23 protein-coding genes are annotated in these 26,612 nt (G+C 60.0%); 11 read left to right on the top strand and 12 right to left on the bottom strand.

All coding sequences use genetic code 11. The features are described from left to right. Window positions 1-24 precede the first annotated feature (24 nt). Together AB4O11_RS25265 and AB4O11_RS25270 are read right to left on the bottom strand one after the other, a co-directional pair. On the bottom strand, window positions 25-1,308 hold the full coding sequence (locus tag AB4O11_RS25265) for an arsenic transporter (protein ID WP_099756505.1): 1,284 nt from the start codon (window positions 1,306-1,308) through the stop codon (window positions 25-27). A gap of 165 nt (window positions 1,309-1,473) precedes the next feature. Next, on the bottom strand, window positions 1,474-2,031 hold the full coding sequence (locus AB4O11_RS25270; RefSeq protein ID WP_038366013.1) for an NADPH-dependent FMN reductase: 558 nt from the start codon (window positions 2,029-2,031) through the stop codon (window positions 1,474-1,476). 185 nt (window positions 2,032-2,216) lie between these two features. Here AB4O11_RS25270 and AB4O11_RS25275 point away from each other — a divergent pair, with 185 nt between their 5' ends. Further along, the gene (locus AB4O11_RS25275) at window positions 2,217-2,447 is read left to right on the top strand and encodes a hypothetical protein (RefSeq protein WP_093430724.1); all 231 of its coding nucleotides are present in this window, start codon (window positions 2,217-2,219) and stop codon (window positions 2,445-2,447) included. An 85-nt stretch (window positions 2,448-2,532) separates the two neighbouring features. Beyond that, window positions 2,533-3,426, top strand: coding sequence for a LysR family transcriptional regulator (locus AB4O11_RS25280; protein WP_427119735.1), 894 nt, complete (start codon window positions 2,533-2,535; stop codon window positions 3,424-3,426). On the opposite strand, the gene AB4O11_RS25285 is transcribed toward AB4O11_RS25280, so the two are convergent. From AB4O11_RS25285 to AB4O11_RS25305, 5 genes are all read right to left on the bottom strand, one after another. Further along, window positions 3,392-4,006 carry a GNAT family N-acetyltransferase gene (locus AB4O11_RS25285; protein WP_320336603.1) on the bottom strand — a complete coding sequence of 205 codons (615 nt, stop codon included), beginning with the start codon at window positions 4,004-4,006 and terminating at the stop codon, window positions 3,392-3,394. The genes AB4O11_RS25280 and AB4O11_RS25285 overlap by 35 nt on opposite strands. Before the next feature lie 14 nt (window positions 4,007-4,020). After that, entirely contained in the window at window positions 4,021-6,276 is a 2,256-nt protein-coding gene (locus AB4O11_RS25290; RefSeq protein WP_460129114.1) for an Orn/Lys/Arg family decarboxylase, read from the bottom strand. A gap of 133 nt (window positions 6,277-6,409) precedes the next feature. Beyond that, on the bottom strand, window positions 6,410-7,168 hold the full coding sequence (dnaQ, locus tag AB4O11_RS25295; RefSeq protein WP_093430720.1) for a DNA polymerase III subunit epsilon: 759 nt from the start codon (window positions 7,166-7,168) through the stop codon (window positions 6,410-6,412). Between the two features lie 216 nt (window positions 7,169-7,384). Beyond that, window positions 7,385-7,855 carry a ribonuclease HI gene (gene rnhA, locus AB4O11_RS25300; RefSeq protein WP_007910572.1) on the bottom strand — a complete coding sequence of 157 codons (471 nt, stop codon included), beginning with the start codon at window positions 7,853-7,855 and terminating at the stop codon, window positions 7,385-7,387. A gap of 91 nt (window positions 7,856-7,946) precedes the next feature. Continuing rightward, on the bottom strand, window positions 7,947-8,705 hold the full coding sequence (locus tag AB4O11_RS25305; protein ID WP_093430718.1) for a class I SAM-dependent methyltransferase: 759 nt from the start codon (window positions 8,703-8,705) through the stop codon (window positions 7,947-7,949). 66 nt (window positions 8,706-8,771) lie between these two features. Here AB4O11_RS25305 and gloB point away from each other — a divergent pair, with 66 nt between their 5' ends. From gloB to fabI, 8 genes are all read left to right on the top strand, one after another. Continuing rightward, window positions 8,772-9,539, top strand: a complete 768-nt coding sequence (gene gloB, locus AB4O11_RS25310; RefSeq protein WP_093431663.1) for a hydroxyacylglutathione hydrolase — start codon at window positions 8,772-8,774, stop codon at window positions 9,537-9,539. 99 nt (window positions 9,540-9,638) lie between these two features. Then, complete coding sequence (locus AB4O11_RS25315) at window positions 9,639-11,102, top strand: transglycosylase SLT domain-containing protein (RefSeq protein WP_093430717.1); 1,464 nt, start codon at window positions 9,639-9,641, stop codon at window positions 11,100-11,102. A gap of 413 nt (window positions 11,103-11,515) precedes the next feature. Further along, window positions 11,516-13,348 (top strand): extracellular solute-binding protein, encoded by a 1,833-nt coding sequence (locus tag AB4O11_RS25320; RefSeq protein WP_460129115.1) that lies wholly within the window; start codon window positions 11,516-11,518, stop codon window positions 13,346-13,348. Beyond that, window positions 13,345-15,186 (top strand): extracellular solute-binding protein, encoded by a 1,842-nt coding sequence (locus tag AB4O11_RS25325; protein WP_460129116.1) that lies wholly within the window; start codon window positions 13,345-13,347, stop codon window positions 15,184-15,186. The genes AB4O11_RS25320 and AB4O11_RS25325 overlap by 4 nt, the downstream gene beginning before the upstream one ends. A 4-nt stretch (window positions 15,187-15,190) precedes the next feature. Continuing rightward, window positions 15,191-16,264, top strand: a complete 1,074-nt coding sequence (locus AB4O11_RS25330; protein ID WP_007910584.1) for a microcin C ABC transporter permease YejB — start codon at window positions 15,191-15,193, stop codon at window positions 16,262-16,264. Between the two features lies 1 nt (window position 16,265). Further along, on the top strand, window positions 16,266-17,285 hold the full coding sequence (locus tag AB4O11_RS25335) for an ABC transporter permease (RefSeq protein WP_093430714.1): 1,020 nt from the start codon (window positions 16,266-16,268) through the stop codon (window positions 17,283-17,285). Between the two features lies 1 nt (window position 17,286). Beyond that, window positions 17,287-18,897, top strand: coding sequence for an ABC transporter ATP-binding protein (locus tag AB4O11_RS25340; RefSeq protein WP_095111844.1), 1,611 nt, complete (start codon window positions 17,287-17,289; stop codon window positions 18,895-18,897). 19 nt (window positions 18,898-18,916) lie between these two features. Next, window positions 18,917-19,711 carry an enoyl-ACP reductase FabI gene (fabI, locus tag AB4O11_RS25345; RefSeq protein WP_007910591.1) on the top strand — a complete coding sequence of 265 codons (795 nt, stop codon included), beginning with the start codon at window positions 18,917-18,919 and terminating at the stop codon, window positions 19,709-19,711. A gap of 836 nt (window positions 19,712-20,547) precedes the next feature. On the opposite strand, the gene AB4O11_RS25350 is transcribed toward fabI, so the two are convergent. From AB4O11_RS25350 to AB4O11_RS25365, 4 genes are read right to left on the bottom strand one after another with little or no spacing between them, the layout of a single operon-like run. Further along, complete coding sequence (locus AB4O11_RS25350; protein ID WP_460129117.1) at window positions 20,548-21,513, bottom strand: GGDEF domain-containing protein; 966 nt, start codon at window positions 21,511-21,513, stop codon at window positions 20,548-20,550. Window positions 21,514-21,568: 55 nt separating this feature from the next. Continuing rightward, window positions 21,569-22,147, bottom strand: coding sequence for a hypothetical protein (locus tag AB4O11_RS25355; protein WP_093442488.1), 579 nt, complete (start codon window positions 22,145-22,147; stop codon window positions 21,569-21,571). Window position 22,148: 1 nt separating this feature from the next. Beyond that, the gene (locus AB4O11_RS25360; RefSeq protein ID WP_257355389.1) at window positions 22,149-24,311 is read right to left on the bottom strand and encodes a xanthine dehydrogenase family protein molybdopterin-binding subunit; all 2,163 of its coding nucleotides are present in this window, start codon (window positions 24,309-24,311) and stop codon (window positions 22,149-22,151) included. 22 nt (window positions 24,312-24,333) lie between these two features. Further along, window positions 24,334-24,789 (bottom strand): (2Fe-2S)-binding protein, encoded by a 456-nt coding sequence (locus AB4O11_RS25365; RefSeq protein WP_003224136.1) that lies wholly within the window; start codon window positions 24,787-24,789, stop codon window positions 24,334-24,336. A gap of 266 nt (window positions 24,790-25,055) precedes the next feature. On the opposite strand from AB4O11_RS25365, the gene AB4O11_RS25370 reads away from it, so the two are divergent. Beyond that, window positions 25,056-25,895 carry an alpha/beta fold hydrolase gene (locus AB4O11_RS25370; protein WP_460129119.1) on the top strand — a complete coding sequence of 280 codons (840 nt, stop codon included), beginning with the start codon at window positions 25,056-25,058 and terminating at the stop codon, window positions 25,893-25,895. 170 nt (window positions 25,896-26,065) lie between these two features. Here the strand turns inward: AB4O11_RS25370 and AB4O11_RS25375 are convergent, their stop codons facing one another. Then, window positions 26,066-26,458, bottom strand: coding sequence for a GFA family protein (locus AB4O11_RS25375; RefSeq protein ID WP_460100364.1), 393 nt, complete (start codon window positions 26,456-26,458; stop codon window positions 26,066-26,068). Window positions 26,459-26,612: the final 154 nt, after the last annotated feature.

The raw sequence follows: 26,612 nt of genomic DNA on the forward strand, positions 1-26,612 counted from the left end.
TGCTCGCGATGGGGTCACCTCGGTCTAAAGTGAAAGCCGCAAAGCCAAAGCCGCCAACGTCACCAACAACACCGGCACCGTCAACACAATCCCGACCCGGAAGTAATAGCCCCAGCCAATATGAATCCCCTTGCGCTCCAGCACATGCAGCCACAACAACGTGGCCAGGCTGCCAATCGGCGTGATCTTCGGCCCCAGGTCACTGCCAATCACGTTGGCATAGATCATCGCTTCCTTGACCACTCCGCTGGCCTGACTGGCATCAATCGACAACAAACCAATCAACACCGTCGGCAAATTGTTCATGATCGATGACAGCAACGCGGTCAGCACACCCGTGCCCATTGCCGCGCCCCAAACGCCATGACCGGCAAAGACATCCAGCCAACCGGCCAGATACCCGGTCAGCCCGGCATTGCGCAGGCCATACACGACCAGATACATGCCCAACGAGAAAATCACGATCTGCCACGGTGCCTCTTTCATCACCTTGCGCGTGGAAATCTTGTGGCCGCGGGCGGCGATGCCCAGCAACAGCGCGGCGCACACGGCAGATATCGCACTGATCGGAATGCCCAGCGGCTCCAGCGCAAAGCAGCCGATCAGCAGAATCACCAACACCGCCCAACCGGCGTAGAACGTGGCTTTATCGTGGATCGCGGTTTCAGGATGTTCGAGTTGCTCAGGGTCGTACGCCGAGGGAATATCGCGGCGGAAAAACCACAGCAGCATGCCCAGCGTCGCCGCCACGCTGACGAAGTTGACCGGCACCATCACCGCTGCGTAGCGGTTGAAGCCGATGTGGAAGAAGTCTGCCGAAACAATGTTGACCAGGTTCGATACCACCAGCGGCAGGCTCGCCGTGTCGGCAATAAAACCCGCGCCCATGACGAACGCCAACGTCGCCGCCGGGGAAAACCGTAGCGCCAGCAACATCGAAATCACGATCGGCGTGAGGATCAGCGCTGCACCGTCATTGGCAAACAACGCCGACACCAATGCGCCAAGCAGCACCATAAAGGCAAACAGCTTGCGCCCACTGCCTCGCCCCCAACGCGCCACGTGCAACGCGGCCCAGTTGAAGAACCCGGCTTCGTCGAGCAACAGGCTGATGATTATCAGCGCGACAAAGGTGCCGGTGGCGTTCCAGATGATCTGCCACACCAGCGGAATGTCGCTGAGGTGAACGACGCCGAAGATCAGCGCCAACACCGCGCCAAGCGTCGCACTCCAGCCGACGCCAAGGCCTTTGGGTTGCCAGATGACAAGGGTAATGGTCAGCAGGAAAATCAGTGACGCAGCGAGCATCCGCAACAGCCTTAAATTAAGTAGAAGAGCTAAACACTAAAACCTGTGGGAGCGAGCTTGCTCGCGAAGACGGACTGTCAGTCACCCATGATGTGTGGCTGATGGCCTCTTCGCGAGCAAGCTCGCTCCCACAGGATGTCTGTTGTGCCAGGGATTTCGGTGAACTTATTTTTTGTGTTGCTCTACGAATTGTCCGTAGGCATTGATAAAGCTTTGCAGAAAAGGTTTCACCGACTCGCTCAACTTGCCCGCCTCGTCAAACGCCGAACCCGCGCCGCCCAGATACGCTTCCGGTTGCTGCATGCACGGCACATTGAGGAATACGAACGACTGGCGTAGATGCTGATTCGCCCCGAAACCACCGATCGCACCCGGCGATACACTGATCACCGCCCCCGGTTTGCCACTCCAGACAGCCTTGCCATAAGGCCGCGAGCCAACATCGATGGCATTCTTCAGTGGCGCCGGCACCGAACGGTTGTACTCGGGCGTGACAAACAGCACCGCGTCGGAAGAACCCACTTTTTGCCTGAAAGTGCTGTAGGCTGCCGGCGGAGAATCGCCGTCGATGTCTTCGTTATACAGTGGCAGATCGCCAATTTCGACAATCTCAAGCTTGAGGTTCGCCGGGGCCAGCTCCGCCAGTGCCAGGGCGACTTTGCGATTGATCGAAGCTTTGCGCAGGCTACCGACCACTACAGCGACGTTGTAGACATTGCTCATGGAAGAACTCTCGATGGTCCGTGGGAGGAGCCACTAGTTATAGATGATCCGGTGACGATTCCACCAGCACACAATGGGAAATTCCCGCGCGCTGATTATTTTTTTCCTGTAGGAAAACTTACAGGCCTTGATGGCGGTCTACCAAGCCGCAAATCAAGCGTTTTATCTCCAGAGGTTCTAAGCAGATGGCAGCAGTACTGGTCGGTCAGTTCCATGCAAGAGATGCGGAAGGCCGCGTTTATTCCGTGCATGAGTTCCAGGAATCCAACCCGTCGGCAGACGGTTCCACTGGCTCGGAGCCGATTTACAAACTGGCCATTGGCGATCGCGTCAACAAGGTCAACGACAATGAGTTTCTCCTGGTTCAGTCAGGCATCACCCTGACCCGAGAGCCTGAGACCACCGTCGCTTCATAACTGGCCGTTATGAGCAGAAGTCATATGCGCAGAGTTGGGGTAGGATTCAGCCACTGACCCCACCTGCTGAACATGGACTTCACGCATGCGTTTACGTCATATCGAAGTGATTCAGGCGCTCTTGCAGACCGGTCACCTGGGCACCGCCGCCGAATGGTTGCAGTTGCCGGTGGCCGAGGTCGAAGAGCGTTTGCGCGAAGCCGAGAGTCAGTTGGGGTTCATGCTGTTTGCCAGCGTGCGCGGGCGCCTGCAATCGACGCCCGAGGCGCGGGCATTGCAGGTCGAAATCGCCCACGTTTATGAAGCGCTGGAGCCGGTGCAGCGTCTGGCCAGCAGCCTCAAGCAATACCTCGCCCCACCCTTGCGCATCATCGGCACCCCGCCGCTGGCGCAACAATTACTGCCACAAAGCCTTGCCGCCCTGCGCCGACGCCTGCCCGATGCACCGTGCAGCCTGCTCAGCGCGCCAACCCGCGATATCGTCCGCAGCCTGTTGTTACGTGAAAGCGATCTCGGCTTGAGCCTGCACGATCCCGAACACCCCGACATTGATTGCCGGCCATTGGCCCAGGGCAAGCTGCAACTGCTCGCCCCCCATGGCTGGCTGCAACCGAAACAGAAATACATTTCCCTGCAGGATCTCGCTGGCCAGGCCATGGTCGGCCTCGAAGGCCAGGACCCGCTGAGCCCGGCGCTGGAAAACAAACTCCAGGCGTTGCGCCCGGCACCGAGCATCCAGACCCGCGTACAAACCCATCAGATGATGCGCAGCATGGTCGAGGCCGGCGAAGGCCTGGCCATCGTCGATCCGTTCACCGCACTGGGCGCGCGTCCGGCAGGGCTGGATGTCTGCCCGCTGTCGCCGGCCGTGCCGATCAGCCTCTATGCCCTGACGTTCAAGCACACCGCGCCGGCATCGGCGATTCAGACGCTACTGGCGATCATCACGGAACAAGCCGAGGCGATGCTGGCGAGCTGAGCGGGTTTTCCAGCGGGTTATCGAACAATCGATACCAGAACAGCGCCACTTCGGCGGTGTTCGGATCAATGCCGCGATAGCGCAACTGGTCCACGCCGCCAATCACGTAGCCGCAACGCTCATACAACCGGCAAGCGCCGAGGTTGTTGTTCTGGGTTTCGAGCATGATCCCCGGCAGTTTTTTCTTGCGACTCCAGAACTGCGCGACATCGAGCAACGCCTTGGCCACGCCATGGCGCCGCGCCGGCGCATGCACCGCCAGCTCATCGATATGGGCGAAGCCGTTCCAGTTGGTACTGATCACCAGATGGCCGACCGGCTGATCATCCAGATACGCCATGAAAATCGCGCTGTCCGGCGCGTTATGAAAGGCGCTGAACTCTTCCGGATCGATGCCGTAGCACTTGCGGTACGGCACGATCGGCGTCACCCGCCATTGCTCGACAGGCTGGCCGATCACGGCAGCGCCATAGGCGGCGACCTCGAAACTGAAGTCGCTGCCCCAGATATACGGCGCAAAGCCTTCATCGGCGACACGCACCGACAGCCCTGGGTATTTCGGATTCATGACCGGTTGCATACTGGGAAAAGTCCTCATTCCTTGACGCAATCGACGGTGTATTGCCGCCCATTGCCTTCATCTTCGTGCTGCAATCCATGCACATCCGCGACAAAACCGGGGAAGCTGCTATCGAACGTGCGAGCAAATTTCAAGTAATCGATGATCGAGCGTGTCGACTCGGTAAAGCGTTCGCCGGGCATGATCAGCGGAATCCCCGGCGGATACGGCACCAGCATCACCGCGGCGATGCGTCCTTCCAGATCATCGATCGGCACCGCCTCGACTTCGCCACGCACCAGATGATCGTAGGCGTGCGCCGGTTTCATGGCAATTTCCGGGAGCACGGTGTACATGCGCTTGAGGTGTTTGGCCGTGGCATTGCTGCGGTAACAGGCGTGCAGTTGATCACACAAATCCCGCAGGCCCATGCCGCGATAACGCACGATGTCTTGCTGAGCAACACACGGCAGGCAGGTGTCGAGGCGCACATTGGCGTCGTAGCTGCGTTTGAATTCCAGCAACTCGGTGAGCAGCGTGCTCCATTTGCCTTTGGTAATGCCCATGGAGAACAGCACCAGAAATGAATACAGACCCGTCTTCTCCACCACCAGCCCCCGCTCCCAGAGGAATTTACTGACTACCGCCGCCGGGATGCCCTTCTCGCTCAGCGCGCCGCCGGCGTTCAACCCCGGCATGACCAGCGTGACTTTGATCGGATCGAGCAACACGTAATCGTCGCTGACCTCCCCAAAACCATGCCACTCGGCATCCGGTTGCAATAACCAGTCTTCGGTCTGCACGCGGTCGATGCCCTCGACACCCGGCGGCTGCCAGATCGAAAACCACCAGTCATCAGCGGCGATGTGCTGCCGCAGATTGGCCAGCGCGCGACGGAAGCTCAGCGCTTCGTCAAAGGTTTCCTGCAACAGCGAATGCCCGGCCGGGCCTTCCATCATTGCCGAGGCAACGTCGAGCGAGGCGATGATGCTGTACTGCGGTGAAGTCGAGATGTGCATCATGAACGCTTCATTGAAACGGTCACGGTCCAGTTGCCGCGCACCGCCGTCCTGCACATGAATCATCGAGGCCTGACTGAAGGCGGCGAGCAGTTTGTGCGTGGAATGCGTGGTGAATACCAGCGGGCTGTCTTCGCTGCGCGAGGTGGCCATGCCGTAGCGCCCGGCGAAGAATTCGTGAAACGCCGCATAGGCGTACCAGGCCTCGTCGAAATGCAGCACCTCGACGCTGTTGCCGAGACTTTGCTTGATCAGCTCGGCGTTGTAACAGAGACCGTCGTAAGTCGAATTGGTGACCACGGCGAGTTTGACTTTCGGCGCGCGGCCCTTGGTCAGCGGGCTGGCGTCGATCTTGGCCTGAATCGACTCGCGGCTGAATTCGCTCAGCGGGATCGGGCCGATGATCCCCAGCTCATTACGCTCAGGGCACAGATACAGCGGGATCGCCCCGGTCATGATGATCGCGTGCAACACCGACTTGTGGCAATTGCGGTCAACCAGCACCAGATCGTCGCGCGCGACCATCGAATGCCAGACAATCTTGTTGGCGGTCGAGGTGCCATTGATCACGAAAAAGGTGTGATCGGCGCCGAAATTGCGCGCGGCGCGCGCTTCGGCTTCGGCGAGCGGCCCGGTGTGATCGAGCAGCGAACCGAGCTCCGGCACCGACACCGACAAATCCGAACGCAGGGTATTTTCACCGAAGAACTGGTGAAACGCCTGCCCGACCGGACTCTTGTGATACGCCACACCGCCGCCATGGCCGGGGGTGTGCCAGGAATAATTGGAGTCGGCGGTGTGCTGCACCAGCGCCTTGAAAAACGGCGGCAACAAGCCATCGAGGTACTTGCGCGCCGCGCGGGCCACTTGCCGGGCGAGGAACGGTACGGTGTCTTCGAACAGATAGAGAATGCCGCGCAGTTGATTGAGCTCGGCCATGGCATCGGCCGGCGCATTTTCCAGGGTGACTTGCTCGCCCAGGGCAAAGATCGGCAGATCCGGTGCACGCACCCGCGCCAGACCGATCAGCTCGGCCATGTTCTGCAACAAATGTGAGTGGGTGCTGGCGTCCTCGGCGGCAATCAGCATGCACGCCAGACCATGATGGGTCGACGCGACCAACCGCCCTTCGGCGTAGTCGGTGGCCGACACGATACTGAAACCTTCCTGCTCCAACTCTTGGGCAATGCCACGGATACGGTCACCGGCGACCGTGTCGGCCTTGATGTCGCGATGAACGATCAACACCGGAAACTTCAAATCTTTGTACATGAGGCTCAGTGTCCTGAGGCGGCCGAATTGAATCGGCCAATGCACTCAAGGGTAGAGGGTTGCAGCGAATGTGGCGAGGGTGGCCAGTTGGCTTCATGCCGCCAAAAGCAAAGATCGTCCGATCCGTTGATCTTCAAGCCTGGGCGTCAGCTTCCGCGATCTGCGTCCACATCGCCGGGCCACCGGCGGACTTGGCAATAATTTCCAGCCGCACCAGATGCGCCGCCAGTTCCTCTTCGGTTGCACGAATGATCCGCGCTGGCTGACGATCAGCCGGCAAGCGGCGAATCTCGGTCGCCGAGTTGTCCGCGCCCTCGCCCGTGCCATTGCCGTCGGAAGCGTTGCCGGCCAGCGACAGGCTGGTCTGGCCACCGGTCATGGTCAGGTAGACGTCGGCGAGAATCTCCGAGTCGAGCAAGGCGCCGTGCAGTTCACGGCCGGAGTTGTCGACGCCATAGCGCTTGCACAACGCATCGAGGCTGTTGCGCTGCCCCGGGTGACGTTCCCGAGCCATCATCAGGGTGTCGAGGATTGAGCAGTGCTGGGTGATGTCAGCACGATCGTGCTGACCCATCAGGGCGAATTCGTTGTTGATGAAGCCAACGTCGAACGCCGCGTTGTGGATGATCAGCTGCGCGCCCTTGATGAACTCGAAGAACTCATCGGCCACTTCGGCAAAGCGCGGCTTGCCAACCAGGAACTCGTTGGTGATGCCGTGGACGCCGATAGCGCCTTCATCACTCTCGCGATCCGGCTGCAGGTAAACGTGAAAATGCCGGCCCGTCAGGCGCCGACCGATCAGTTCGACACAACCGATTTCAATGATCCGGTGACCATCGGTCACCGGCATGCCGGTGGTTTCGGTATCGAGTACAACGGATCTGGTGGCCATCAGTGTTCAGCTCTCAACGGGTCGATCTTGCAAAAAACGCGGATGTTAACACGCTCGGCGGGGTGTTTCAGTCAGACCGTGGCGCGCCCTTCGCGAGCAAGCTCGCTCCCACATTGGAATGCATTCCAATTCAGGGAAGGGCATCAGATCTGGAATGCATTTCCCTGTGGGAGCGAGCTTGCTCGTAAATGGCCGCACCACGGTTCAGAAGCGAAATCAGCTTTGCTTGTAGCCGCGCACTTCGTCAACGCCACGGTTAGCCAACTGGTCCGCCCGCTCGTTACCGTGATGGCCAATATGCCCACGCACCCACTTCCAGGTGACCTTGTGGCGGTTGACCTGCTCATCCAGCTCCTTCCAAAGATCAGCGTTTTTCACCGGCTCCTTCGCGGCGGTTTTCCAGCCGCGCTTCTTCCAGTTGGCCATCCACTCGTTGATGCCCTTCATCACGTACTGCGAGTCGGTCACCAGCAGCACTTCACAGGGGCGCTTCAAGGCTTCGAGGCCACGGATCGCGCCGAGCAGTTCCATGCGGTTATTGGTGGTGTTGGCTTCGCCGCCCCACAGTTCCTTTTCGACGCCCTTGCACACCAGCAAGGCGCCCCAGCCGCCGGGGCCGGGGTTGCCTTTGCAGGCGCCGTCAGTGAACAGCTCTACGGTGTCGACGCTTTCAACGCTTTCGCTCATGCCAATCTATCCAGAAAAATGCCTGTCCTGCCGATCACGGATCGACAATGACCGAGGCCGGGACACACCCGGCCACAAATAAAAGAAAGTTTTACGGTTCGATGCGGCGGCGGTTGACCTTGGCCATCGGCAGCGGAATCAGCTTGCCCATCGGCTCGCGCCGTTCCTGACGCAACGGTCGCAGTCCGACCACAATCTTGCGTGCGACCAGTAAATAGAAGCCGCCACCCGACAGTTGCCAGTCACCGGCCTTGCGTTCCCAGCCGGCCAGACGGGCCTGCCACTTGGGTGACGCGAGCGGCGGACGATAGCACCCGAAGCGGCGTTTCTCCAGCGCGAAGCCCAGCAGATTGAGCCAGTCGGCGACCCGCGACGGCGAGATGCAGCGCGCCTGGCGCAAGGCGTCGTGGGCGAACACATGGCGCAGGCCCCAGGTGCTCCAGGGGTTGATGCCGATGATCAGCAAATGCCCACCGGGACGCACGCTGCTCGCTGCTTCACGCAGCAAACCGTGGGGCGACAGGCAGAAATCCAGACCGTGCTGCATCACCACCACATCGGCGGCATGCTCGCTCAGCGGCCAGGCCTGCTCCTCGCAGACAATCTCGACCCCGGGCAACGGTGCACCGAGGCGCACATTGCGCTGCACTTGCGGTGCCGACGGCGGGGTTTCGGCCGATGGCCCGTAGTGCACCAGATAACCGCCAAAGAAACGGCCCAACTCGTCTTCGAGCATGCGCCGCTCTTCATCGAGCAGAAATTGCCCGAGCGGGCCGGACAGCCATTCACGGGCTGCACCGATCAGGGCCAGCCAGTCAGGATCAGCCTGTGCGAACGCTTTATCACTCATCGCATTCTCCAAAGCGCCAGGAACTACTAAGATGCGCCAATGTTTTCCGCTTGGCGAATTCCGACGATGATACAGATCAGTGCCCTGCCCGCGTTCACCGACAACTACATCTGGTTGTTACAGGATCACCGCACCCAGCGCTGCGCCGTGGTCGACCCGGGCGATGCCGCGCCGGTGCAGGCGTGGCTTGCAGCGCATCCGGGCTGGGTGTTGAGCGACATCCTGATCACCCACCACCATCATGATCATGTCGGCGGCGTCGAACGCCTGAAAGCGCTGAGCGGCGCAAAAGTCTACGGCCCGGCCAGCGAAAGCATCCCGGGGCGCGACGTGGCGCTCGAGGACAACGACACGGTCAGCGTGCTCGGCTGGGACTTCGACGTCTATGCGGTGCCCGGTCACACCTTGGGACACATTGCCTATTACCACCACGGCCTGCTGTTTTGCGGCGACACCCTGTTCGCCGCCGGTTGCGGTCGCCTGTTCGAGGGCACGCCGGAGCAAATGCACCACTCGCTCAGCCGCCTCGCTGCTCTACCGGAAGATACCCTGGTCTACTGCACCCATGAATACACCCTGAGCAATCTGAAGTTTGCCGCTGCCGTCGAGCCGGGCAATCCGGACATCGCCGCCCGTCTGGAAAAAGTCACTCAGCAGCGGCAAAACGGCGTCATGACCCTGCCTTCGACCCTGGCACTGGAAAAGCTCACAAACCCGTTCTTGCGTACCTCTGAAACATTAGTTACACAAAAAGTGGACGAACGGGCAGGCGCTCAAAACCGGGCGCCGAGTGAGGTATTTGCGGCTCTGCGGGCTTGGAAAGATAAGTTCTAAGCCCCCCACTACTTGGTACAAAAATTCTGAATGGTTGACCGCAGGGGGTGCGCTTTCTAGAATCGCCCGACATTTTTGCCCGGAACTTACTTCCAGCCAATGTCGTCATCCATACGTAAGTCCGTCAATTCAGACGCATTGACCCGCCTGGCGCAGGCCATCGCGGTGGCTGTGTCCGCCACGCTGGCGGGCTGTTCCAGCCATGCTCCGCAGACTGAAGCGACCCATACGCCGAACATTGCTGCGCGAGCCAAGCAGAAGCCGATCTGGCTGTCCGAAAAGCCCAGCCCACAGGTTCCCCAGGACATCTGGGAGCGCATGCGCCAGGGCTTTCAGCTGCAGGAAGGTCTCGGCGTCAACCCGCGCATCGAGCAACAGCGCCTGTGGTTCGCCAGCAATCCCTCTTTCCTCGAGAACGCCGGTGAACGCGGCAGTCTCTATATTCACTACATCGTCGAACGCCTCGAAGAACGCAATATGCCGCTGGAACTGGCCCTGCTGCCAGTGATTGAAAGCGCCTACAACCCGATGGCCTATTCCCGGGCCGATGCGGTGGGTCTGTGGCAATTCATTCCGTCCACCGGGCGTTACTTCAACCTGCGTCAGACGCGCTTCTATGATGGCCGTCGCGACATCACCGCCTCGACCACGGCAGCGATGGATTACCTGACCCGCCTGCACGACATGTTCAACGGCGACTGGTTGCTGGCGCTGGCGGCGTACAACGCCGGTGAAGGCACGGTCAGCCGCGCCATCGAACGTAACGAAAAGCTCGGCCTGCCCACCGACTACTGGAACCTGCCGTTGCCGGCGGAAACCCAGGCCTACGTGCCGAAGCTGTTGGCGCTTTCGCAAGTGGTGCTGGCGCCGGAAGCCTACGGCGTGAACCTCAACCCGATCGCCAACGAACCGTACTTCCAGGTCGTCGAAATCAACCAGCGCATGGACCTGTCCAAGGTCGCTGCGGTGGCCAACATCGACGAAGACGAACTGTTCCAGCTCAACCCGGCCTTCAAGCAACGCACCACCATCGACGGCCCTCAGCATTTGCTGGTGCCGACGTCGAAGGCGCAATTGCTGACGGCCAGTTTGCAGACCATGCGTCCGGAAGAGCTGATCAGCCCGCGTTCGCTGAAACCAGTCTTCGAAGGCGCCGATCCGTCGGAAGTGGCGCAGCTCAAGCGTGCCTATCGGGTGAAGCGTGGCGACAACCTCGGTTCCATCGCCAAGGCCAACAAGGTCGAAGTCAAGGATCTGCAGCGCTGGAACAAGCTGACCGGCAAGAACCTCAAGGTTGGTCAGACCCTGGTGATGCAAGACACCACCAAGCGCGCGCCGGCGCGCAAATCCGGCCGGGTCAACACGGTGATTGCGGCCAACAGCAAGAGCAAAGGCAAGGACGACAGCGCGCAGCAAACCCAGTACAAGGTCAAACGCGGCGACACGCTGTACGTCGTGGCCAAGCGCTTCAACGTTGAGATGCAGCATCTCAAGCGCTGGAATCCGGGTGCGGGCAAAGCACTGAAGCCGGGGCAGATGCTCACGGTTTATCAGCCGCACTGACAGAAGAGCCCCTGAGATTTCAGGGGCTTTTTTTGGTCCGGATTTTGTGGTGTGCTTTAGATCGATCCCCCTCACCCCAGCCCTCTCCCCCACGGGGGCGAGGGGGAAAGGGAGCCGATCTCCGTGCTGTTCAAAATCCGAGTTCGACTCGGTATCGCACGTCGATGCAATTCGCCCAGACACCACAGTCAGTCCCCTCTCCCTCCGGGAGAGGGTTAGGGTGAGGGGCTTTTCAAAACGTAAGTTCGGCTCGACAGTTCAGGTCGGCGCAGCTCGAAGAAACAACTCGGTCAGTCCCCTCTCCCCCGGGAGAGGGTTAGGGTGAGGGGCTCTTTAACCCGCATCTTTTTCCTGTCCAGACAAGCTGTTACTGTACGGCCCACTAAGCCCAAGCCGCCTGGATCGGATCTGACTTGAAGCGTCCCCTCCTCCTGTTCCTGATCAGCCTGGCCTTGAGCTCAACCGCAAGCGCGACGATTACCGAAAGTCACGGTTATGCGCAGTTCGGCACGCTCAAGTACCCGGCAAGATTTACCCACTTCGACTGGGTCAACCCGCAAGCGCCCAAGGGCGGTACGTTGCGGGTGATGGCGTTCGGCACCTTCGATACGGTCAATCCGTACACGTTCAAAGGCACCAGCCCGGTCACCACGGCGAATTTCCTCCAGTACGGCATCAATGAGCTGAACGAGCCGTTGATGGTCGGTACCGGTCAATATTCGCCGTCCGGTGACGAGCCGGCGTCGAGCTATGGTTTGATCGCGCAATCGGTGGAGTACAGCGAAGATCGCAGCTGGGTGGTATTCAATTTGCGCCCGGAAGCGCGTTTCCACGACGGCACGCCGATCACCGCTTATGACGTGGCTTTCTCCTATCGAACGCTGCTCAAGGACGGCCATCCGCTGTACCGTACCGCGTTGCAGGAAGTACTGCGGGTCGACATTCTCAACAAGCAGCGCATTCGCTTCGTGCTCAAGCGCTCGGGCAATCCGCTGCTGATCCTGCGCCTCGGCGAGTTGCCGGTGCTGCCGCAGCATTACTGGAAAGACCGCGACTTCAAGGCCACCACCTTCGAACCACCGTTGGGCAGCGGCCCGTATCGCATTACTTCGGTGACGCCGGGCCGGCAGTTGATCTTCGAGCGGGTCAAGGATTACTGGGGCAAGGACTTGGCGGTCAATCGCGGCAAGTACAACTTCGATCGCATGGAAGTCGAGTTTTACCGCGACAGCGACGTGGCCTTCGAAGCGTTCAAGGCTGGCGAGTTCGACATTTACATCGAGCATCAGGCGAAGAACTGGGCCAACGGCTACAACTTCCCCGCCATACGCCGTGGCGACGTGATCAAGGCACAGATCCCGCATCAGATCCCGACCCAGAGTCAGGGCCTGTTCATGAACACCCGCCGTGCGACGTTCTCGGACGTTAAGACCCGTGAAGCGCTGGGCCTGATGTTCGACTTCGAGTGGACCAACCGCGCACTGTTCAGCGATGCCTACAAACGCACCACCAGTTATTACCCCAACAGCGAGTTCACCACCTCCGGCCTGCCGGTCGGGCATGAATGGCTGATGCTCAAGCCGTACAAGGAACAACTGCCGGCCAAGCTGTTCACCGAGCCGTTCACCCTGCCAAAAACCGATGGACGCGGCATTCCCCGGGAAACCATGCGCAAGGCATTGGCATTGCTCGCCGAAGCCGGCTGGAAGCTCAACGGTCAGCGCCTGCAAAACGCTGACGGCCAACCGCTGCGGTTCGAGCTGCTGCTGGTCAATCCGAACCTGGAGCGCCTCTACCAGCCCTATATCGAGAACCTCAACAGCATCGGCATCGACGCGCGCCTGCGCACCGTGGATCGGGCGCAGTACAAACAGCGCCTCGATCAATTTGATTTCGACATGATCTCGATGACGCTCAACCAGACCCTCAGTCCGGGCCTGGAGCAGTGGCAGTACTTCCACTCCAGTCAGGTCGGGGTCAAGGGCAGCAAGAATTACGCAGGCATTGCCAACCCGGTAGTGGATCACCTGCTCGAACAATTGCTCGCCGCGCGCACCCGCGACGAGCAGGTCGCCGCCGGCAAGGCGCTCGACCGCGTGCTGCTCTGGCAGCACTACAGCATTCCCAATTGGTACCTCAATTATCACCGTCTGGCCTACCGCAACCGGTTGGCCTTCGTCACCACGCCGCCCTACACCCTGGGCCTGAGCGCGTGGTGGCTGAAGTCTTCGGAGAAAGATCAATGAAACCGATCCGCGCCCTGCTCGTCCAGGCCAGCGGTTTGCTGTTCGCCGGGCTGGCTTTTGCCGCTCCGCAACACGCCGTGACCCTGTACAACGAGCCGCCTAAATACCCGGCCGATTTCAAGCATTTCGATTATGTGAACCCCGATGCGCCCAAGGGCGGCATCTTCCGTCAGGCCGGTTTCGGCGGCTTCGACAGCCTCAACCCGTTTATCAGCAAAGGCGTACCGGCCGATGACGTCGGGCAGATCTACGACACTCTGACCAAACACAGCCTCGACGAACCCTTCACCGAATACGGCCTGATCGCCCGGCAGATCGAAAGAGCCCCGGACAACAGCTGGGTGCGTTTCTACCTGCGCCCGGAAGCGCGCTTCCACGACGGCCACCCGGTACGCGCCGAGGACGTGGTGTTCAGCTTCAACACGCTCACAAAAGAAGGCTCTCCACTGTTTCGCGGCTATTACAGCGACGTTTCCGAGGTAATCGCCGAAGATCCGCTGAAAGTGCTCTTCAAGTTCAAGCACACCAATAACCGCGAACTGCCGCTGATCCTCGGCCAGTTACCGGTGCTGCCCAAACACTGGTGGGCCGATCGCGATTTCACCAAGGGCAACCTGGAAATTCCGCTGGGCAGCGGCCCTTACAAGGTCGCCGAAGTGAAGGCCGGACGTTCAGTGCGTTACGAGCGGGTCAAGGATTACTGGGGTAAGGACCTGCCGGTCAACCGTGGTTTCTACAACTTCGACACGATGACCACCGATTACTACCGCGACAACACCGTCGCCCTCGAAGCGCTGAAGGCCGGACAATTCGATTACTGGCTGGAAATGACCGCAAAGAACTGGGCCAACGCCTACAACATCCCAGCGGTTACCGAAGGCCGTTTAATCAAGGAACAGATCGCCAACAGCAACCCGACCGGCATGCAGGGCTTCGTCTTCAACCTGCGTCGCCCGGTGTTTCAGGATGTGCGGGTGCGTCAGGCACTCGGTCTGCTGTTCGATTTCGAGTGGACCAACAAACAACTGTTCAACAGCGCCTACTTCCGCACCCGCAGCTATTTCGAGAACTCGGAAATGGCCGCCACCGGCCTGCCCGATGCCGATCAAGTGGCGATCCTCGAACCGTTCCGCAGCAAACTGCCGGCGCAGGTGTTCAGCGAAGCGTTCGAGAATCCGAAGACCGATGCCAGCGGCATGATCCGCGCGCAGCAGCGCGAGGCCTATCAACTGCTGCAAGAGGCCGGCTGGAAGATCGTCGACGACAAAATGGTCGACTCCACGGGCAAACCGGTGGTGATCGAGTTCCTGCTCGCGCAGACCGAATTCGAACGCGTACTGCTGCCATTCAAGCGCAACCTCAGCGACCTTGGCATCGATCTGGTAATCCGCCGCGTCGACGTTTCGCAGTACATCAACCGCGTGCGTTCGCGGGACTTCGACATGATGGTCGGCAGCTTCCCGCAGTCCAACTCACCGGGTAACGAACAGCGCGAATTCTGGATGAGCGCCGCTGCCGACAAACCGAGCAGCCGCAACACTATCGGCCTGAAGGATCCGATTGTCGATCAACTGGTCGAAAACCTGATCAACGCCGACTCACGCAAAAGCCTGGTGGCCCACGCCCGCGCACTGGATCGCGTGCTGCAATGGGGTTACTACGTGGTGCCGAACTGGCACATCAAGACCTGGCGCGTGGCGTACTGGAACCACATCGGTCACCCGAAAGTCTCGCCCAAATACGACATCGGGATTAATACCTGGTGGGTCAAGCCCGACGCCAAACCGGCAATAGAAGTCGAAACCAAACTGCAAGCCGACCCTGTGGGCACGGAGTAATCAGATGCTGGCGTATATTTTTCGGCGACTGCTGCTGATCATCCCGACCCTGTTCGGCATTCTGCTGATCAACTTCGTGATCATCCAGGCCGCGCCCGGTGGCCCGGTGGAACAGATGATCGCCAAGCTCGAAGGCTTCGAAGGCGCCACCAGCCGGATTGCCGGCGGCGGTGCCGAGGTGTCGGTGGCCGGCTCGTCCTATCGCGGCGCGCAGGGTCTGGACCCAGCGCTGATCAAGGAAATCGAACACATGTACGGGTTCGACAAATCGGCCCCGGAACGTCTGTGGATCATGGTCAAGAACTACGCGCAGCTGGATTTCGGCGACAGTTTCTTCCGCGACGCCAAGGTCATCGACCTGATCAAGGAAAAGATGCCGGTGTCGATCTCGCTGGGGCTGTGGAGCACGCTGATCATGTACCTGGTGTCGATCCCGTTGGGGATCGCCAAAGCAACCCGGCACGGCAGCCATTTCGACGTGTGGACCAGTTCGGCGATCATCGTCGGCTATGCGATCCCGGCGTTTCTCTTCGCGATCCTGCTGATCGTGGTGTTTGCCGGCGGCAGTTATCTCGACTGGTTCCCGCTAAGGGGTCTGACCTCAAACAACTTCGATGAACTGAGCTTCGGCGGCAAGATCCTCGATTACTTCTGGCACCTGGCGCTGCCGGTGACCGCACTGGTGATCGGCAACTTCGCGACCATGACCCTGCTGACCAAAAACAGCTTCCTCGACGAGATCAACAAGCAATACGTGGTCACCGCCAAGGCCAAAGGCCTGACGCGTCATCGCGTGTTGTACGGCCATGTGTTCCGCAACGCCATGCTGCTGGTGATTGCCGGTTTCCCGTCGGCGTTCATCGGCATCTTCTTCACAGGATCCTTGCTGGTGGAAGTGATCTTCTCCCTCGACGGCCTCGGCCTGATGAGTTTCGAAGCGGCGATCAACCGCGATTACCCGGTGGTGTTCGGCACCCTGTTTATCTTCACCCTGCTGGGGCTGGTGGTGAAACTGATCGGCGACCTCACCTACACTCTGGTCGATCCGCGCATCGACTTCGAAAGCCGGGAGCATTGAGATGAACCTGTCCCCTCTCAACCGCCGCCGCTTCGAACTGTTCAAGGCCAACAAGCGTGGCTGGTGGTCGCTGTGGCTGTTTCTGGTGCTGTTCGGCCTGAGCCTGGGCGCCGAGCTGATCGCCAACGACAAGCCGCTGGTGGTGCATTACGACAACAACTGGTACTTCCCGGCGATCAAGCGTTACCCGGAAACCACCTTCGGCGGCGAATTTCCGCTGGAAGCCAACTACAAGAGCCCGTACATCCGCGAACTGCTCAAGGCCAAGGATGCGTGGGTGTTGTGGGCGCCAATTCCCTACAGCTACCAGAGCATCAATTACGACCTGAAAGTCCCGGCCCCGGCGCCGCCGTCGGCGGACAACCTGCTGGGTACTGACGATCAGGGTCGCGATGTGCTGGCGCGGGTGATCTACGGTTTCCGCATCTCGGTGCTGTTCGCGCTGACGTTGACCGTGCTGAGTTCGATCATCGGCGTGATTGCCGGTGCTTTGCAGGGTTTCTATGGCGGCTGGGTCGATCTGGCCGGGCAGCGATTTCTGGAGATCTGGTCGGGGCTGCCGGTGCTGTATCTGCTGATCATCCTCGCCAGTTTTGTCCAGCCAAATTTCTGGTGGCTGCTGGGGATCATGCTGCTGTTCTCGTGGATGAGCCTGGTCGACGTGGTGCGCGCCGAGTTCCTCCGTGGCCGTAACCTCGAATACGTGCGCGCCGCACGGGCGCTGGGCATGCAGAACGGCGCGATCATGTTCCGCCACATCCTGCCCAACGCGATGGTCTCGACCATGACCTTCATGCCGTTCATCCTCACCGGCGCCATCGGCACCCTCACCGCTTTGGACTTCCTCGGTTTCGGCTTGCCGGCCGGCAGTCCGTCGCTGGGTGAACTGGTCGCCCAGGGCAAATCCAACCTGCAAGCGCCGTGGCTGGGCATGAGTGCCTTTGCCGTGCTGGCGTTGATGTTGAGTTTGCTGGTGTTTATCGGCGAGTCCGCTCGCGATGCCTTCGACCCGAGGAAGTGAAATGAATCAGGACAATCTGATCGAAGTGCGTGACCTCGCCGTCGAATTCGGTTTCGGCGAGCGCGTGCACCGGGTCGTCGAAGGCGTGAGTTTCGACATCAAGCGTGGCGAAACCCTCGCGCTGGTCGGCGAATCCGGCTCGGGCAAATCGGTGACCGCGCACTCAATCCTGCGCCTGCTGCCCTACCCGATGGCCCGCCATCCGGCCGGCAGCATCAACTATGCCGGGCAAAACCTGCTGGGCCTGAGCGAGAAGACGATTCGCCACATTCGTGGTAATCGCATCGCGATGATCTTTCAGGAGCCGATGACCTCGCTGAATCCGCTGCATTCGATCGAGAAGCAGATCAACGAAGTGCTCGGCATCCACAAGGGCCTGACCGGCAAAGTCGCGACCAAGCGCACGCTGGAGCTGCTGGAGATGGTCGGCATCCCCGAGCCGCACAAGCGCCTCAAGGCTCTGCCCCACGAGCTGTCCGGTGGCCAGCGCCAGCGTGTGATGATCGCCATGGCCCTGGCCAACGAGCCGGAATTGTTGATTGCCGACGAACCGACCACGGCGCTGGATGTGACCGTTCAGCTGAAAATCCTCGATTTACTCAAGGAATTACAGGCCAGATTGGGCATGTCGCTGTTACTGATCAGTCACGATTTGAACCTGGTGCGAAGAATTGCGCATCGTGTATGTGTCATGCAGCGCGGTTGCATCGTCGAACAGGCATCGTGCGCAGAGCTGTTCCGTTCGCCGCAGCATCCGTACACTCGGGAATTGCTCGGTGCGGAACCCAGCGGAGGCCCGGCGAGCAATAAAATCGGCGCGCCGCTGCTTGAGGTCGAGGACCTGAAAGTCTGGTTCCCGATCAAGAAAGGCCTGCTCAAGCGCACGGTGGATCACGTCAAGGCAGTGGATGGCATCAATTTCAGCCTGCCCCAGGGTCAGACCCTGGGGATTGTCGGCGAAAGCGGTTCCGGCAAATCCACACTGGGTCTGGCGATTTTGCGGCTGATTGGCAGCAAAGGCGCGATCCGCTTTGAAGGCAAGCAGCTAGACTGCCTGACGCAGAACGAGGTTCGCCCGTTGCGGCGGGAGATGCAGGTGGTGTTTCAGGACCCGTTTGGCAGCCTGAGCCCGCGCATGTGTGTCAGCGACATCGTTGGCGAAGGCCTGCGGATTCACAAGATGGGCACCGCTGAGGAACAAGAGGCGGCGATTATTGCGGCATTGAAGGAGGTAGGTCTGGATCCGGAAACCCGGCACCGCTACCCCCACGAATTTTCCGGTGGGCAACGGCAGCGAATCGCCATTGCCCGGGCTTTGGTGCTGAAACCGGCGCTGATCCTGCTGGACGAGCCGACGTCGGCACTCGACCGCACGGTGCAGCGGCAAGTGGTGGAGCTGTTGCGTTCACTGCAAGCCAAGTACAACCTGACGTATTTGTTTATCAGCCATGATTTGGCTGTCGTCAAAGCGCTGAGCCACCAGCTGATGGTGGTCAAGCATGGCCAAGTGGTCGAACAGGGAGACGCGCAAAGTATTTTTGCCGCCCCCCAACATCCGTATACACAGCAGTTGCTGGAAGCCGCTTTTTTGGCACCAGCCACTGCGCAATAACCTGAAAGAGGAGCAACACATGGGTTTTCTCGCCGGTAAGCGCGTACTGATCGTCGGTGTCGCCAGCAAGCTGTCCATCGCATCCGGCATCGCTGCCGCCATGCATCGCGAGGGCGCTGAGCTTGCCTTCACTTATCAGAACGACAAACTGAAAGGTCGTGTTGAAGAATTCGCCCAAGGCTGGGGTTCGAGCCCTGAGCTGTGCTTCCCGTGCGACGTGGCCAGCGATGAAGAAATCGCCAAGGTCTTCGAAGCACTGAGCAAGAAGTGGGACGGCCTGGACTGCATCGTTCACTCCGTTGGTTTCGCTCCGGGCGACCAACTGGACGGCGACTTCACCGAAGCCACCACCCGTGACGGTTTCCGCATCGCGCACGACATCAGCGCCTACAGCTTCGTGGCCCTGGCCAAAGCCGGCCGCGAAATGATGAAAGGCCGCAACGGCAGCCTGCTGACCCTGTCGTACCTGGGCGCCGAGCGCACCATGCCGAACTACAACGTAATGGGCATGGCCAAGGCTTCGCTGGAAGCTGGCGTACGTTACCTGGCCGGCTCCCTGGGCCCGGACGGCACCCGCGTCAACTGCGTATCGGCTGGCCCGATCCGTACCCTGGCAGCCTCGGGCATCAAGAACTTCCGCAAGATGCTGGCCGCCAACGAAGCGCAAACCCCACTGCGTCGCAACGTCACCATCGACGAAGTCGGCAACGCCGGCGCCTTCCTGTGCTCCGACCTGGCGTCGGGCATCAGCGGCGAAATCATGTACGTCGACGGCGGCTTCAACACCACCGCCATGGGCAACATCGAAGAGTGATCTTCGCCTAGCCAATAAAAAAACCCGCCGATCTGGCGGGTTTTTTTATGCCTGCAACACTGCCCCCTGTGGGAGTGAGCTTGCTCACGAAGGCGTCCATTCAGTCAACTGATCATGGCCTGATCCAGCGCCTTCGCGAGCAGGCTCGCTCCCCACATGGATTTGTGGTGAACCGGGATGTTTTGAACACCGAAGGACCCGTGGGAGTGAGCTTGCTCACGAAGAGGCCAGCACGTTCAACGGAGATGTTGCCTGACCGGACGCCTTCGCGAGCAAGCTCGCTCCCACATGGATTTGTGGTGAACCGGGATGTTTTGAACACCGAAGGACCCGTGGGAGTGAGCTTGCTCACGAAGAGGCCAGCACGTTCAACGGAGATGTTGCCTGACACTCCGCCTTCGCGAGCAAGCTCGCTCCCACATGGATTTGTGGTGAACCGGGATGTTTTGAACACCGAAGGACCTGTGGGAGTGAGCTTGCTCACGAAGAGGCCAGCACGTTCAACGGAGATGTTGCCTGACCGGACGCCTTCGCGAGCAGGCTCGCTCCCACATGGATTTGTGGTGAACCGGGATGTTTTGAACACCGAAGGACCCGTGGGAGTGAGCTTGCTCACGAAGAGGCCAGCACGTTCAACGGAGATGTTGCCTGACCGGACGCCTTCGCGAGCAAGCTCGCTCCCACATGGATTTGTGGTGAACCGGGATTTGAGAACACCCGCCCCCCCTGTAGGAGTGAGCCTGCTCGCGATAGCGCTGGGTCAGGCAATGAAGAGGTTGATGGCCGGACGCTATCGCGAGCAGGCTCACGCCTACAAGCGATCTACGGTGCATTCGCTAACAACGCTTCAAGGCCTGCTTGTGCACATACATCGCGCTATCGGCATCCGCCAGCAGCCGATCCACGGTCTCATGGCGCTTGGCGTCATATTCGATCTGACCCACGCTAAAGCGAATCGCATAGCCCCGGTGCAACGTGGCATTGCGCTCTTCGAGAATATCCTTGAGCCGCGCCATGATCGCTGTGGTTTCGACATGGCTGGAGCCGGTCAGCAGCGCAACGAACTCATCGCCACCGAGCCGCCCGACCACATCACTCTCGCGGAAGGCGATGCGCAGCACGTCGGCAAAAGTCTTCAGCGCACTGTCACCCTCGGCATGCCCATACAGATCGTTGATCTGCTTGAAGTCATTGAGGTCGAAAAACAGCAAGGTCGCCGGCCGTTCCAGCCGTGCGCAGGCGTCCAGTGCATGCTGCGCCAGTTGCTTGAAACCACGGCGATTGGACAGCAACGTCAACTCATCCATGCTCGCGATCTGCACAGCAGCCAACTCTTGCTCGGCCATTTCCGCCAGATCACGCAACAACGCACGCTCTTCCTCGTCGAGGTCGCGGGGCCTGGTGTCGATCAGGCACAGCGTGCCCATTTTGTTGCCATTGGGCACGGTCAGCGGATAACCGGCGTAGAAACGAATGTTCGGCGCGCCCGTCACCAACGGGTTGTCATGGAAGCGCACATCCTCGCGAGCGTCCGGCACCAACAGCAGGCCGTCGTTAAGAATCGCATGACCGCAAAACGAGACATCCCTCGGTGTCTCGCTGACATCCAGGCCCACGCACGACTTGAACCACTGCCGATTGGTGTCGACCAGCGTCACCAGTGCAATCGGCACATTGAACAGGCGTTTGGCCAACCGCGTCAGTCGGTCGAAACGTTCTTCAGGGGCGGAATCGAGCAGCTCAAGACCGTGCAACGCTTGAACGCGCGCCGTTTCATTCGCAGGTTTTCCCGGAACCAGCATCAGCACACTCCATTGGCAACAATGCTTCCAAGCGTAGCGCTAATTTGGCAATGGCTCACATTTGCGCCACCGGGCATGGCCCGCCCGCATCGGCCCAGAGCTTGAATTGCGTGACAAAAATATCGTGCGGTACTGGCACCGGCGCGCGCCCTGCCCCGGGACTCCAGCCCCACAGCACCAATTTGTCTTCGCTGACATGCTTGATCAGCGCAGCAAAGTCGCGATCACCATTGCTCGAACGGTCCTTGATCATCGCGCAGAGCTTGTCCGGCGGCAGGCCGATCCAGGCCATTTTGTGCGCCGCCGGCGGCAGGCTCCAGTGCGGCGCACCCGGTGGTGCATGCGGGCCGTAACTGGCCGGCGGATTGTTTTCCGCGTGGCAGGTCGCGCAAGGCAGACCGGCGGCGCCCTTGCCGTCCATGCCGCGCACCACGTTCATCGCATGGGGAATGCCGGCGTCGAACTGCAACGGCGAATCACCGGGAATGTGGCAGTTCTGGCAGCGCGGACTCTGGAAGACTTTCTGTACCGTGGTGAAGGCTTTCAAGGCTTCCTGATCATCGGCAAACAGGTCCGAGGCATAACCGCCCAGCCCCAGTAGAACCACCGTGCCCAACACTAGATGTCGTTTCATCTCACACCCCCGACAGTTGCAGCGGCAACTCGCGCAGGCGTTGCCCGGTCAGGGCGAACACCGCGTTGGCCACGGCTGGCGCGGTCGGCGGCACACCGGCCTCGCCGATGCCGCCGGGTTTGTCGCTGCTGGGCACGATGTGCACTTCCACCACCGGCATCTCGTTGAGCCGCAGCACCTGATAATCGTGATAGTTGGACTGCACCACCGCGCCATCCTTGAGCGTCAGTTTGCTGTGCAGGGCCATGCCCAGGCCGAAGGTGATGCACGATTCCATCTGCGCGGCGATGCTCTGTGGATTCACCGCGATCCCGCAATCCACCGCGCAGACCACGCGATGCACGCGAATCGCCAGATTGTCCTGCGACACCTCCGCGACCTGCGCCACGTAACTGCCGAATGACTCGTGCACCGCCACGCCCAGCGCATGGCCGTCCGGCAGCGGGGCTTTCCAGTTAGCCTTTTCCACCGCCAGATTGAGCACGCCCAAATGCCGAGGATGATCCTTGAGCAAGGTGCGTCGGTACTCCACCGGATCCTTGCCCGCCGCCGTGGCCATTTCATCAATCAGCGATTCCATGACAAAACCGGTATGGCTATGGCCCACCGAGCGCAGCCACAACACATTGATGCCCGTTTGCGGCGAATGCAGATCAACCTGGTGATTGGCCAGGCCTTTGACGTAAGGGCTGTCGGCCACGCCTTCGACCGAGGTCGGGTCGATGCCGTTTTTGACCATCGTCGCCTCCATCAGCGTGCCGGTCATGATCGATTGCCCTACCAGTACGTGCTGCCAGCTCGACGGCAAGCCATCAGCACCGAGGCCGATCTTCGCCTGATGCAGAAACATCGAGCGGTAGTACCCGCCGCGAATATCGTCTTCGCGCGACCACACGGTTTTCACCGGCATCGCGGCGGCTTTCGCCACTTGCACCGCCTCGGCGACAAAGTCTGATGTCGGGTTGGCCCGGCGCCCAAAACCACCGCCAAGGAATTCGGTGTGGATTTCCACCTGCTCCGGTTTCAGCCCGGTGATCTTGCCGGCGACCATTTGATCGAGCGTCTGAAACTGCGTGCCGGTCCAGATTTCGCATTTCTCGGCGCTGATTTTCACCGTGCAATTGAGCGGTTCCATCGGCGCATGAGCCAGATAAGGCACGCTGTATTCGACATCGATCTTCTTCGCCGCTTTGCCAAAACTGCCCTTGGCATCACCGGCCTGACTGGCTGACGTGCCTTGCGTGGCGGCCAGTTTGCGGAAACTCGCCAACAGTTTTTCGCTGCTCAGGTCCGCATGCGGACCCAGATCCCAATCGACCTTCAGCGCATCACGCCCCAGTTTCGCCGCCCAGTAATGCTCGGCAATCACCGCCACGCCCGTCGGTACCTGCACCACTTTGTGTACGCCCGGCACCGCCAGCGCTTCAGCGCCTTCGAAAGATTTAACAGTGGCACCGAATACCGGTGGGCGCGCGACCATTGCGGTCATCAAGCCTTCAAACTGCACGTCCATGCCGAACTTGGCGCGGCCGGTGATTTTCTCCGGTGTGTCGAGGCGTTTGGTCGGTTTGCCAATGACTTTCCAGTCCTTGGCTTCCTTGAAGGTAATCGACTTCGGATCCGGCACCGGCAATTGCCCGGCGGCATCCGCCAGCTCGCCATAAGTTGCACGTTTGTCACCGGCAATCACCACACCCGATTCGGTGCGAATGGCCGACGGCGCCACCTCGAAGCGTTTCGCCGCCGCCTCCACCAGCATCTGCCGCGCGGTCGCGCCTGCCAGCCGATAACGATCAAACTCCATCCACGTCGACGTCGAGCCGCCGGTAATCTGCATGCCGCCAAAACCGGGCATGCCGTAATCCGCCGCCGACGCGGGCGAGTGCTCGACGCGGATCTTCGACCAATCGGCGTCCAGCTCTTCGGCAATCAACATGGTCAGGCCGGTCCAGATGCCTTGGCCCATTTCCGAATGCCCCAGCAAAACGGTGACGCTGTTGTCTGCTGCGATGCGCAAAAACGCATTCGGCGCGAAAACCTTGCCTTCATTCTCGGCCGCATAGGCAAACTTGTGGCCGCCAGGGACGACAAACGCCACCACCAGACCGCCGCCCAACACGGCGCTGCCCTTGAGAAAACCCCGACGCGATACAGGACTGTTCATCGCCTATCTCCCACAGATTGAATCAGCCGATTTCCGATGCACGCTTAACCGCTGCGCGAATGCGGGGATAGGTGCCGCAACGGCAGATATTGCCGGAGAGCGCCTGATCGATATCGCTGTCGGTGGGTTTGGGGATTTTCGCCAGCAGTGCCGCCGCAGACATGATCTGCCCCGACTGGCAGTAACCGCACTGCACCACGTCGAGTTCGGCCCAGGCTTGCTGCACCGGGTGCGAACCGTCGGTGGACAGCCCTTCGATGGTAAGGATTTTCTGGCCATGGGCTACGGCGGTCGCGGGCGTAATGCAGGCGCGCAACGGCGCCCCGTCAACGTGCACGGTGCAGGCCCCGCACTGGGCCATGCCACAGCCGAATTTGGTACCGGTCAGGTGCGCAACATCGCGCAGGACCCAGAGCAACGGCATGTCCGCGGGGACATCGAGCTCCTGATCCTTGCCATTGATATTCAAGGTCAGCATCGGGGAAATTCCTCAGACTCACGGTGTTCTGAAGGGGCGCCGCTGTGGCCAGCAAAGCCTACGCGCGCCTCGGCTTATCCCTTTCAGCAAAGCCTAATTTGCGTACGAAGCCAGACGTTGCGACCACCGGTCATGCAGATGTCGACTTTAATCCTACAGTTGATAACGGCTCGCACTGAGCCTGCACTGTAGAAAACTCGTCATGAGCGAAACCGGTCCGCGATCACCGCGCGGGTTATCCATCAGATTGGTCTGGAGTTGCGAACATGGGATTTGTCACCAGCAAAGACGGCGTCGAGATTTTCTACAAGGACTGGGGCCCGAAAGACGCGCCAGTGATCCACTTCCACCACGGCTGGCCGCTCAGTTCCGACGATTGGGATGCGCAGATGCTGTTCTTCCTGGGCAAAGGCTTCCGTGTGGTTGCCCATGATCGCCGTGGGCATGGGCGTTCGAGTCAGGTCTGGGATGGCCACGATATGGATCATTACGCCGACGATACGCTGGCGGTGGTCAATCATCTGGGTCTGAAGAATGTTGTCCACGTTGGCCACTCGACCGGTGGCGGTGAGGTGATCCATTACATTGCCCGGCATGGTCAGGCCAACGTCGCCAAAGGTGTGTTGATCAGTGCGGTGCCACCGTTGATGGTGCAGACCGAGAGCAATCCGGGTGGGCTGCCGAAATCGGTGTTCGATGATTTTCAGGCGCAACTGGCGGCGAACCGGGCGCAGTTCTATCGGGACATTCCGACGGGGCCGTTTTATGGCTACAACCGGCCGGGAGTCAAGCCTTCGGAGGGGATTATTGCCAACTGGTGGCGTCAAGGGATGATTGGCGGGGCGAAGGCGCATTACGACGGGATCGTCGCGTTTTCACAGACGGATTTCACCGAGGACTTGAAGAAGGTCACCGTGCCGGTGCTGGTGATGCATGGCGAGGATGATCAGATTGTGCCGTATGCGGACTCGGGGCCGTTGTCCGCCAAGTTGCTGCCCAATGGCACGCTGAAGTCTTATCCGGGATTCCCGCACGGGATGCCGACGACGGAGGCCGAGACGATTAACGCCGATCTGCTGGCGTTTATTCGCGGTGAAGATCTGTAAGTTTATGCACTGCACCCTGTGGGAGCGAGCTTGCTCGCGAAAGCGTCATTACTTTCAATATTGATGTCGACTGACACGACGCCTTCGCGAGCAAGCTCGCTCCCACAGGGACTATGTGACATGCCAAAAATCCTCACTCCATTCCAAGTCCCACACGTTTTCTGCCCCCTCTAATCCTCTGTACGCTCCGTGCTCTCGCGATCACGCTCGTAGTGGTGAGCCAGTGGCAGCGCCGGCAGCCACGACTCGCGGCGGATGGTCCAGAGTTCGTAGGTGGGTTTGAACTGATTAGGCTCATCCAGCGATCCGACGCTGACCTCTACTTCATCTGCCGAACGCGCGAACACCGGAGAGCCGCAGCGCGGACAGAAAAAGCGCCCGTTGTAGTCGCGCATTTCGCCGGTGACCTTCAACGCATCCTCGGGAAATATGGCCGAGGTGCCGAACAGCGCGCCGTGGCGTTTGCGGCAGTCGAGGCAGTGGCAGATGCCGACTCGGTAGGGCTGACCTATCACTTCGAAACGGACATCGCCGCATAGGCAACCGCCGGTCAATCGATCCATGTCGCACCTCCTCTTCAGATCCGAAATTACCGATAACCCAGACGACAGCCCTCACCCTAACCCTCTCCCAGAGGTAGAGGGAACTGACCGCGCTGAATGTGCAAGTTGCACCGACTTGAAATACCGAGTCGAACTCAGGTTTGAAGAGCACAAA

The organism is Pseudomonas sp. H1_D05 (genome assembly GCF_054682705.1).

What these genes read in the sequence shown, in the direction of transcription:
- AB4O11_RS25265 (WP_099756505.1), bottom strand. Translation starts at nt 1,308, where the DNA reads ATGCTCGCTGCGTCACTGATTTTCCTGCTGACCATTACCCTTGTCATC.
- AB4O11_RS25270 (WP_038366013.1), bottom strand. Translation starts at nt 2,031, where the DNA reads ATGAGCAATGTCTACAACGTCGCTGTAGTGGTCGGTAGCCTGCGCAAA.
- AB4O11_RS25275 (WP_093430724.1), top strand. Translation starts at nt 2,217, where the DNA reads ATGGCAGCAGTACTGGTCGGTCAGTTCCATGCAAGAGATGCGGAAGGC.
- AB4O11_RS25280 (WP_427119735.1), top strand. Translation starts at nt 2,533, where the DNA reads ATGCGTTTACGTCATATCGAAGTGATTCAGGCGCTCTTGCAGACCGGT.
- AB4O11_RS25285 (WP_320336603.1), bottom strand. Translation starts at nt 4,006, where the DNA reads ATGCAACCGGTCATGAATCCGAAATACCCAGGGCTGTCGGTGCGTGTC.
- AB4O11_RS25290 (WP_460129114.1), bottom strand. Translation starts at nt 6,276, where the DNA reads ATGTACAAAGATTTGAAGTTTCCGGTGTTGATCGTTCATCGCGACATC.
- dnaQ (WP_093430720.1), bottom strand. Translation starts at nt 7,168, where the DNA reads ATGGCCACCAGATCCGTTGTACTCGATACCGAAACCACCGGCATGCCG.
- rnhA (WP_007910572.1), bottom strand. Translation starts at nt 7,855, where the DNA reads ATGAGCGAAAGCGTTGAAAGCGTCGACACCGTAGAGCTGTTCACTGAC.
- AB4O11_RS25305 (WP_093430718.1), bottom strand. Translation starts at nt 8,705, where the DNA reads ATGAGTGATAAAGCGTTCGCACAGGCTGATCCTGACTGGCTGGCCCTG.
- gloB (WP_093431663.1), top strand. Translation starts at nt 8,772, where the DNA reads ATGATACAGATCAGTGCCCTGCCCGCGTTCACCGACAACTACATCTGG.
- AB4O11_RS25315 (WP_093430717.1), top strand. Translation starts at nt 9,639, where the DNA reads ATGTCGTCATCCATACGTAAGTCCGTCAATTCAGACGCATTGACCCGC.
- AB4O11_RS25325 (WP_460129116.1), top strand. Translation starts at nt 13,345, where the DNA reads ATGAAACCGATCCGCGCCCTGCTCGTCCAGGCCAGCGGTTTGCTGTTC.
- AB4O11_RS25330 (WP_007910584.1), top strand. Translation starts at nt 15,191, where the DNA reads ATGCTGGCGTATATTTTTCGGCGACTGCTGCTGATCATCCCGACCCTG.
- AB4O11_RS25335 (WP_093430714.1), top strand. Translation starts at nt 16,266, where the DNA reads ATGAACCTGTCCCCTCTCAACCGCCGCCGCTTCGAACTGTTCAAGGCC.
- AB4O11_RS25340 (WP_095111844.1), top strand. Translation starts at nt 17,287, where the DNA reads ATGAATCAGGACAATCTGATCGAAGTGCGTGACCTCGCCGTCGAATTC.
- fabI (WP_007910591.1), top strand. Translation starts at nt 18,917, where the DNA reads ATGGGTTTTCTCGCCGGTAAGCGCGTACTGATCGTCGGTGTCGCCAGC.
- AB4O11_RS25350 (WP_460129117.1), bottom strand. Translation starts at nt 21,513, where the DNA reads ATGCTGGTTCCGGGAAAACCTGCGAATGAAACGGCGCGCGTTCAAGCG.
- AB4O11_RS25355 (WP_093442488.1), bottom strand. Translation starts at nt 22,147, where the DNA reads ATGAAACGACATCTAGTGTTGGGCACGGTGGTTCTACTGGGGCTGGGC.
- AB4O11_RS25360 (WP_257355389.1), bottom strand. Translation starts at nt 24,311, where the DNA reads ATGAACAGTCCTGTATCGCGTCGGGGTTTTCTCAAGGGCAGCGCCGTG.
- AB4O11_RS25365 (WP_003224136.1), bottom strand. Translation starts at nt 24,789, where the DNA reads ATGCTGACCTTGAATATCAATGGCAAGGATCAGGAGCTCGATGTCCCC.
- AB4O11_RS25370 (WP_460129119.1), top strand. Translation starts at nt 25,056, where the DNA reads ATGGGATTTGTCACCAGCAAAGACGGCGTCGAGATTTTCTACAAGGAC.
- AB4O11_RS25375 (WP_460100364.1), bottom strand. Translation starts at nt 26,458, where the DNA reads ATGGATCGATTGACCGGCGGTTGCCTATGCGGCGATGTCCGTTTCGAA.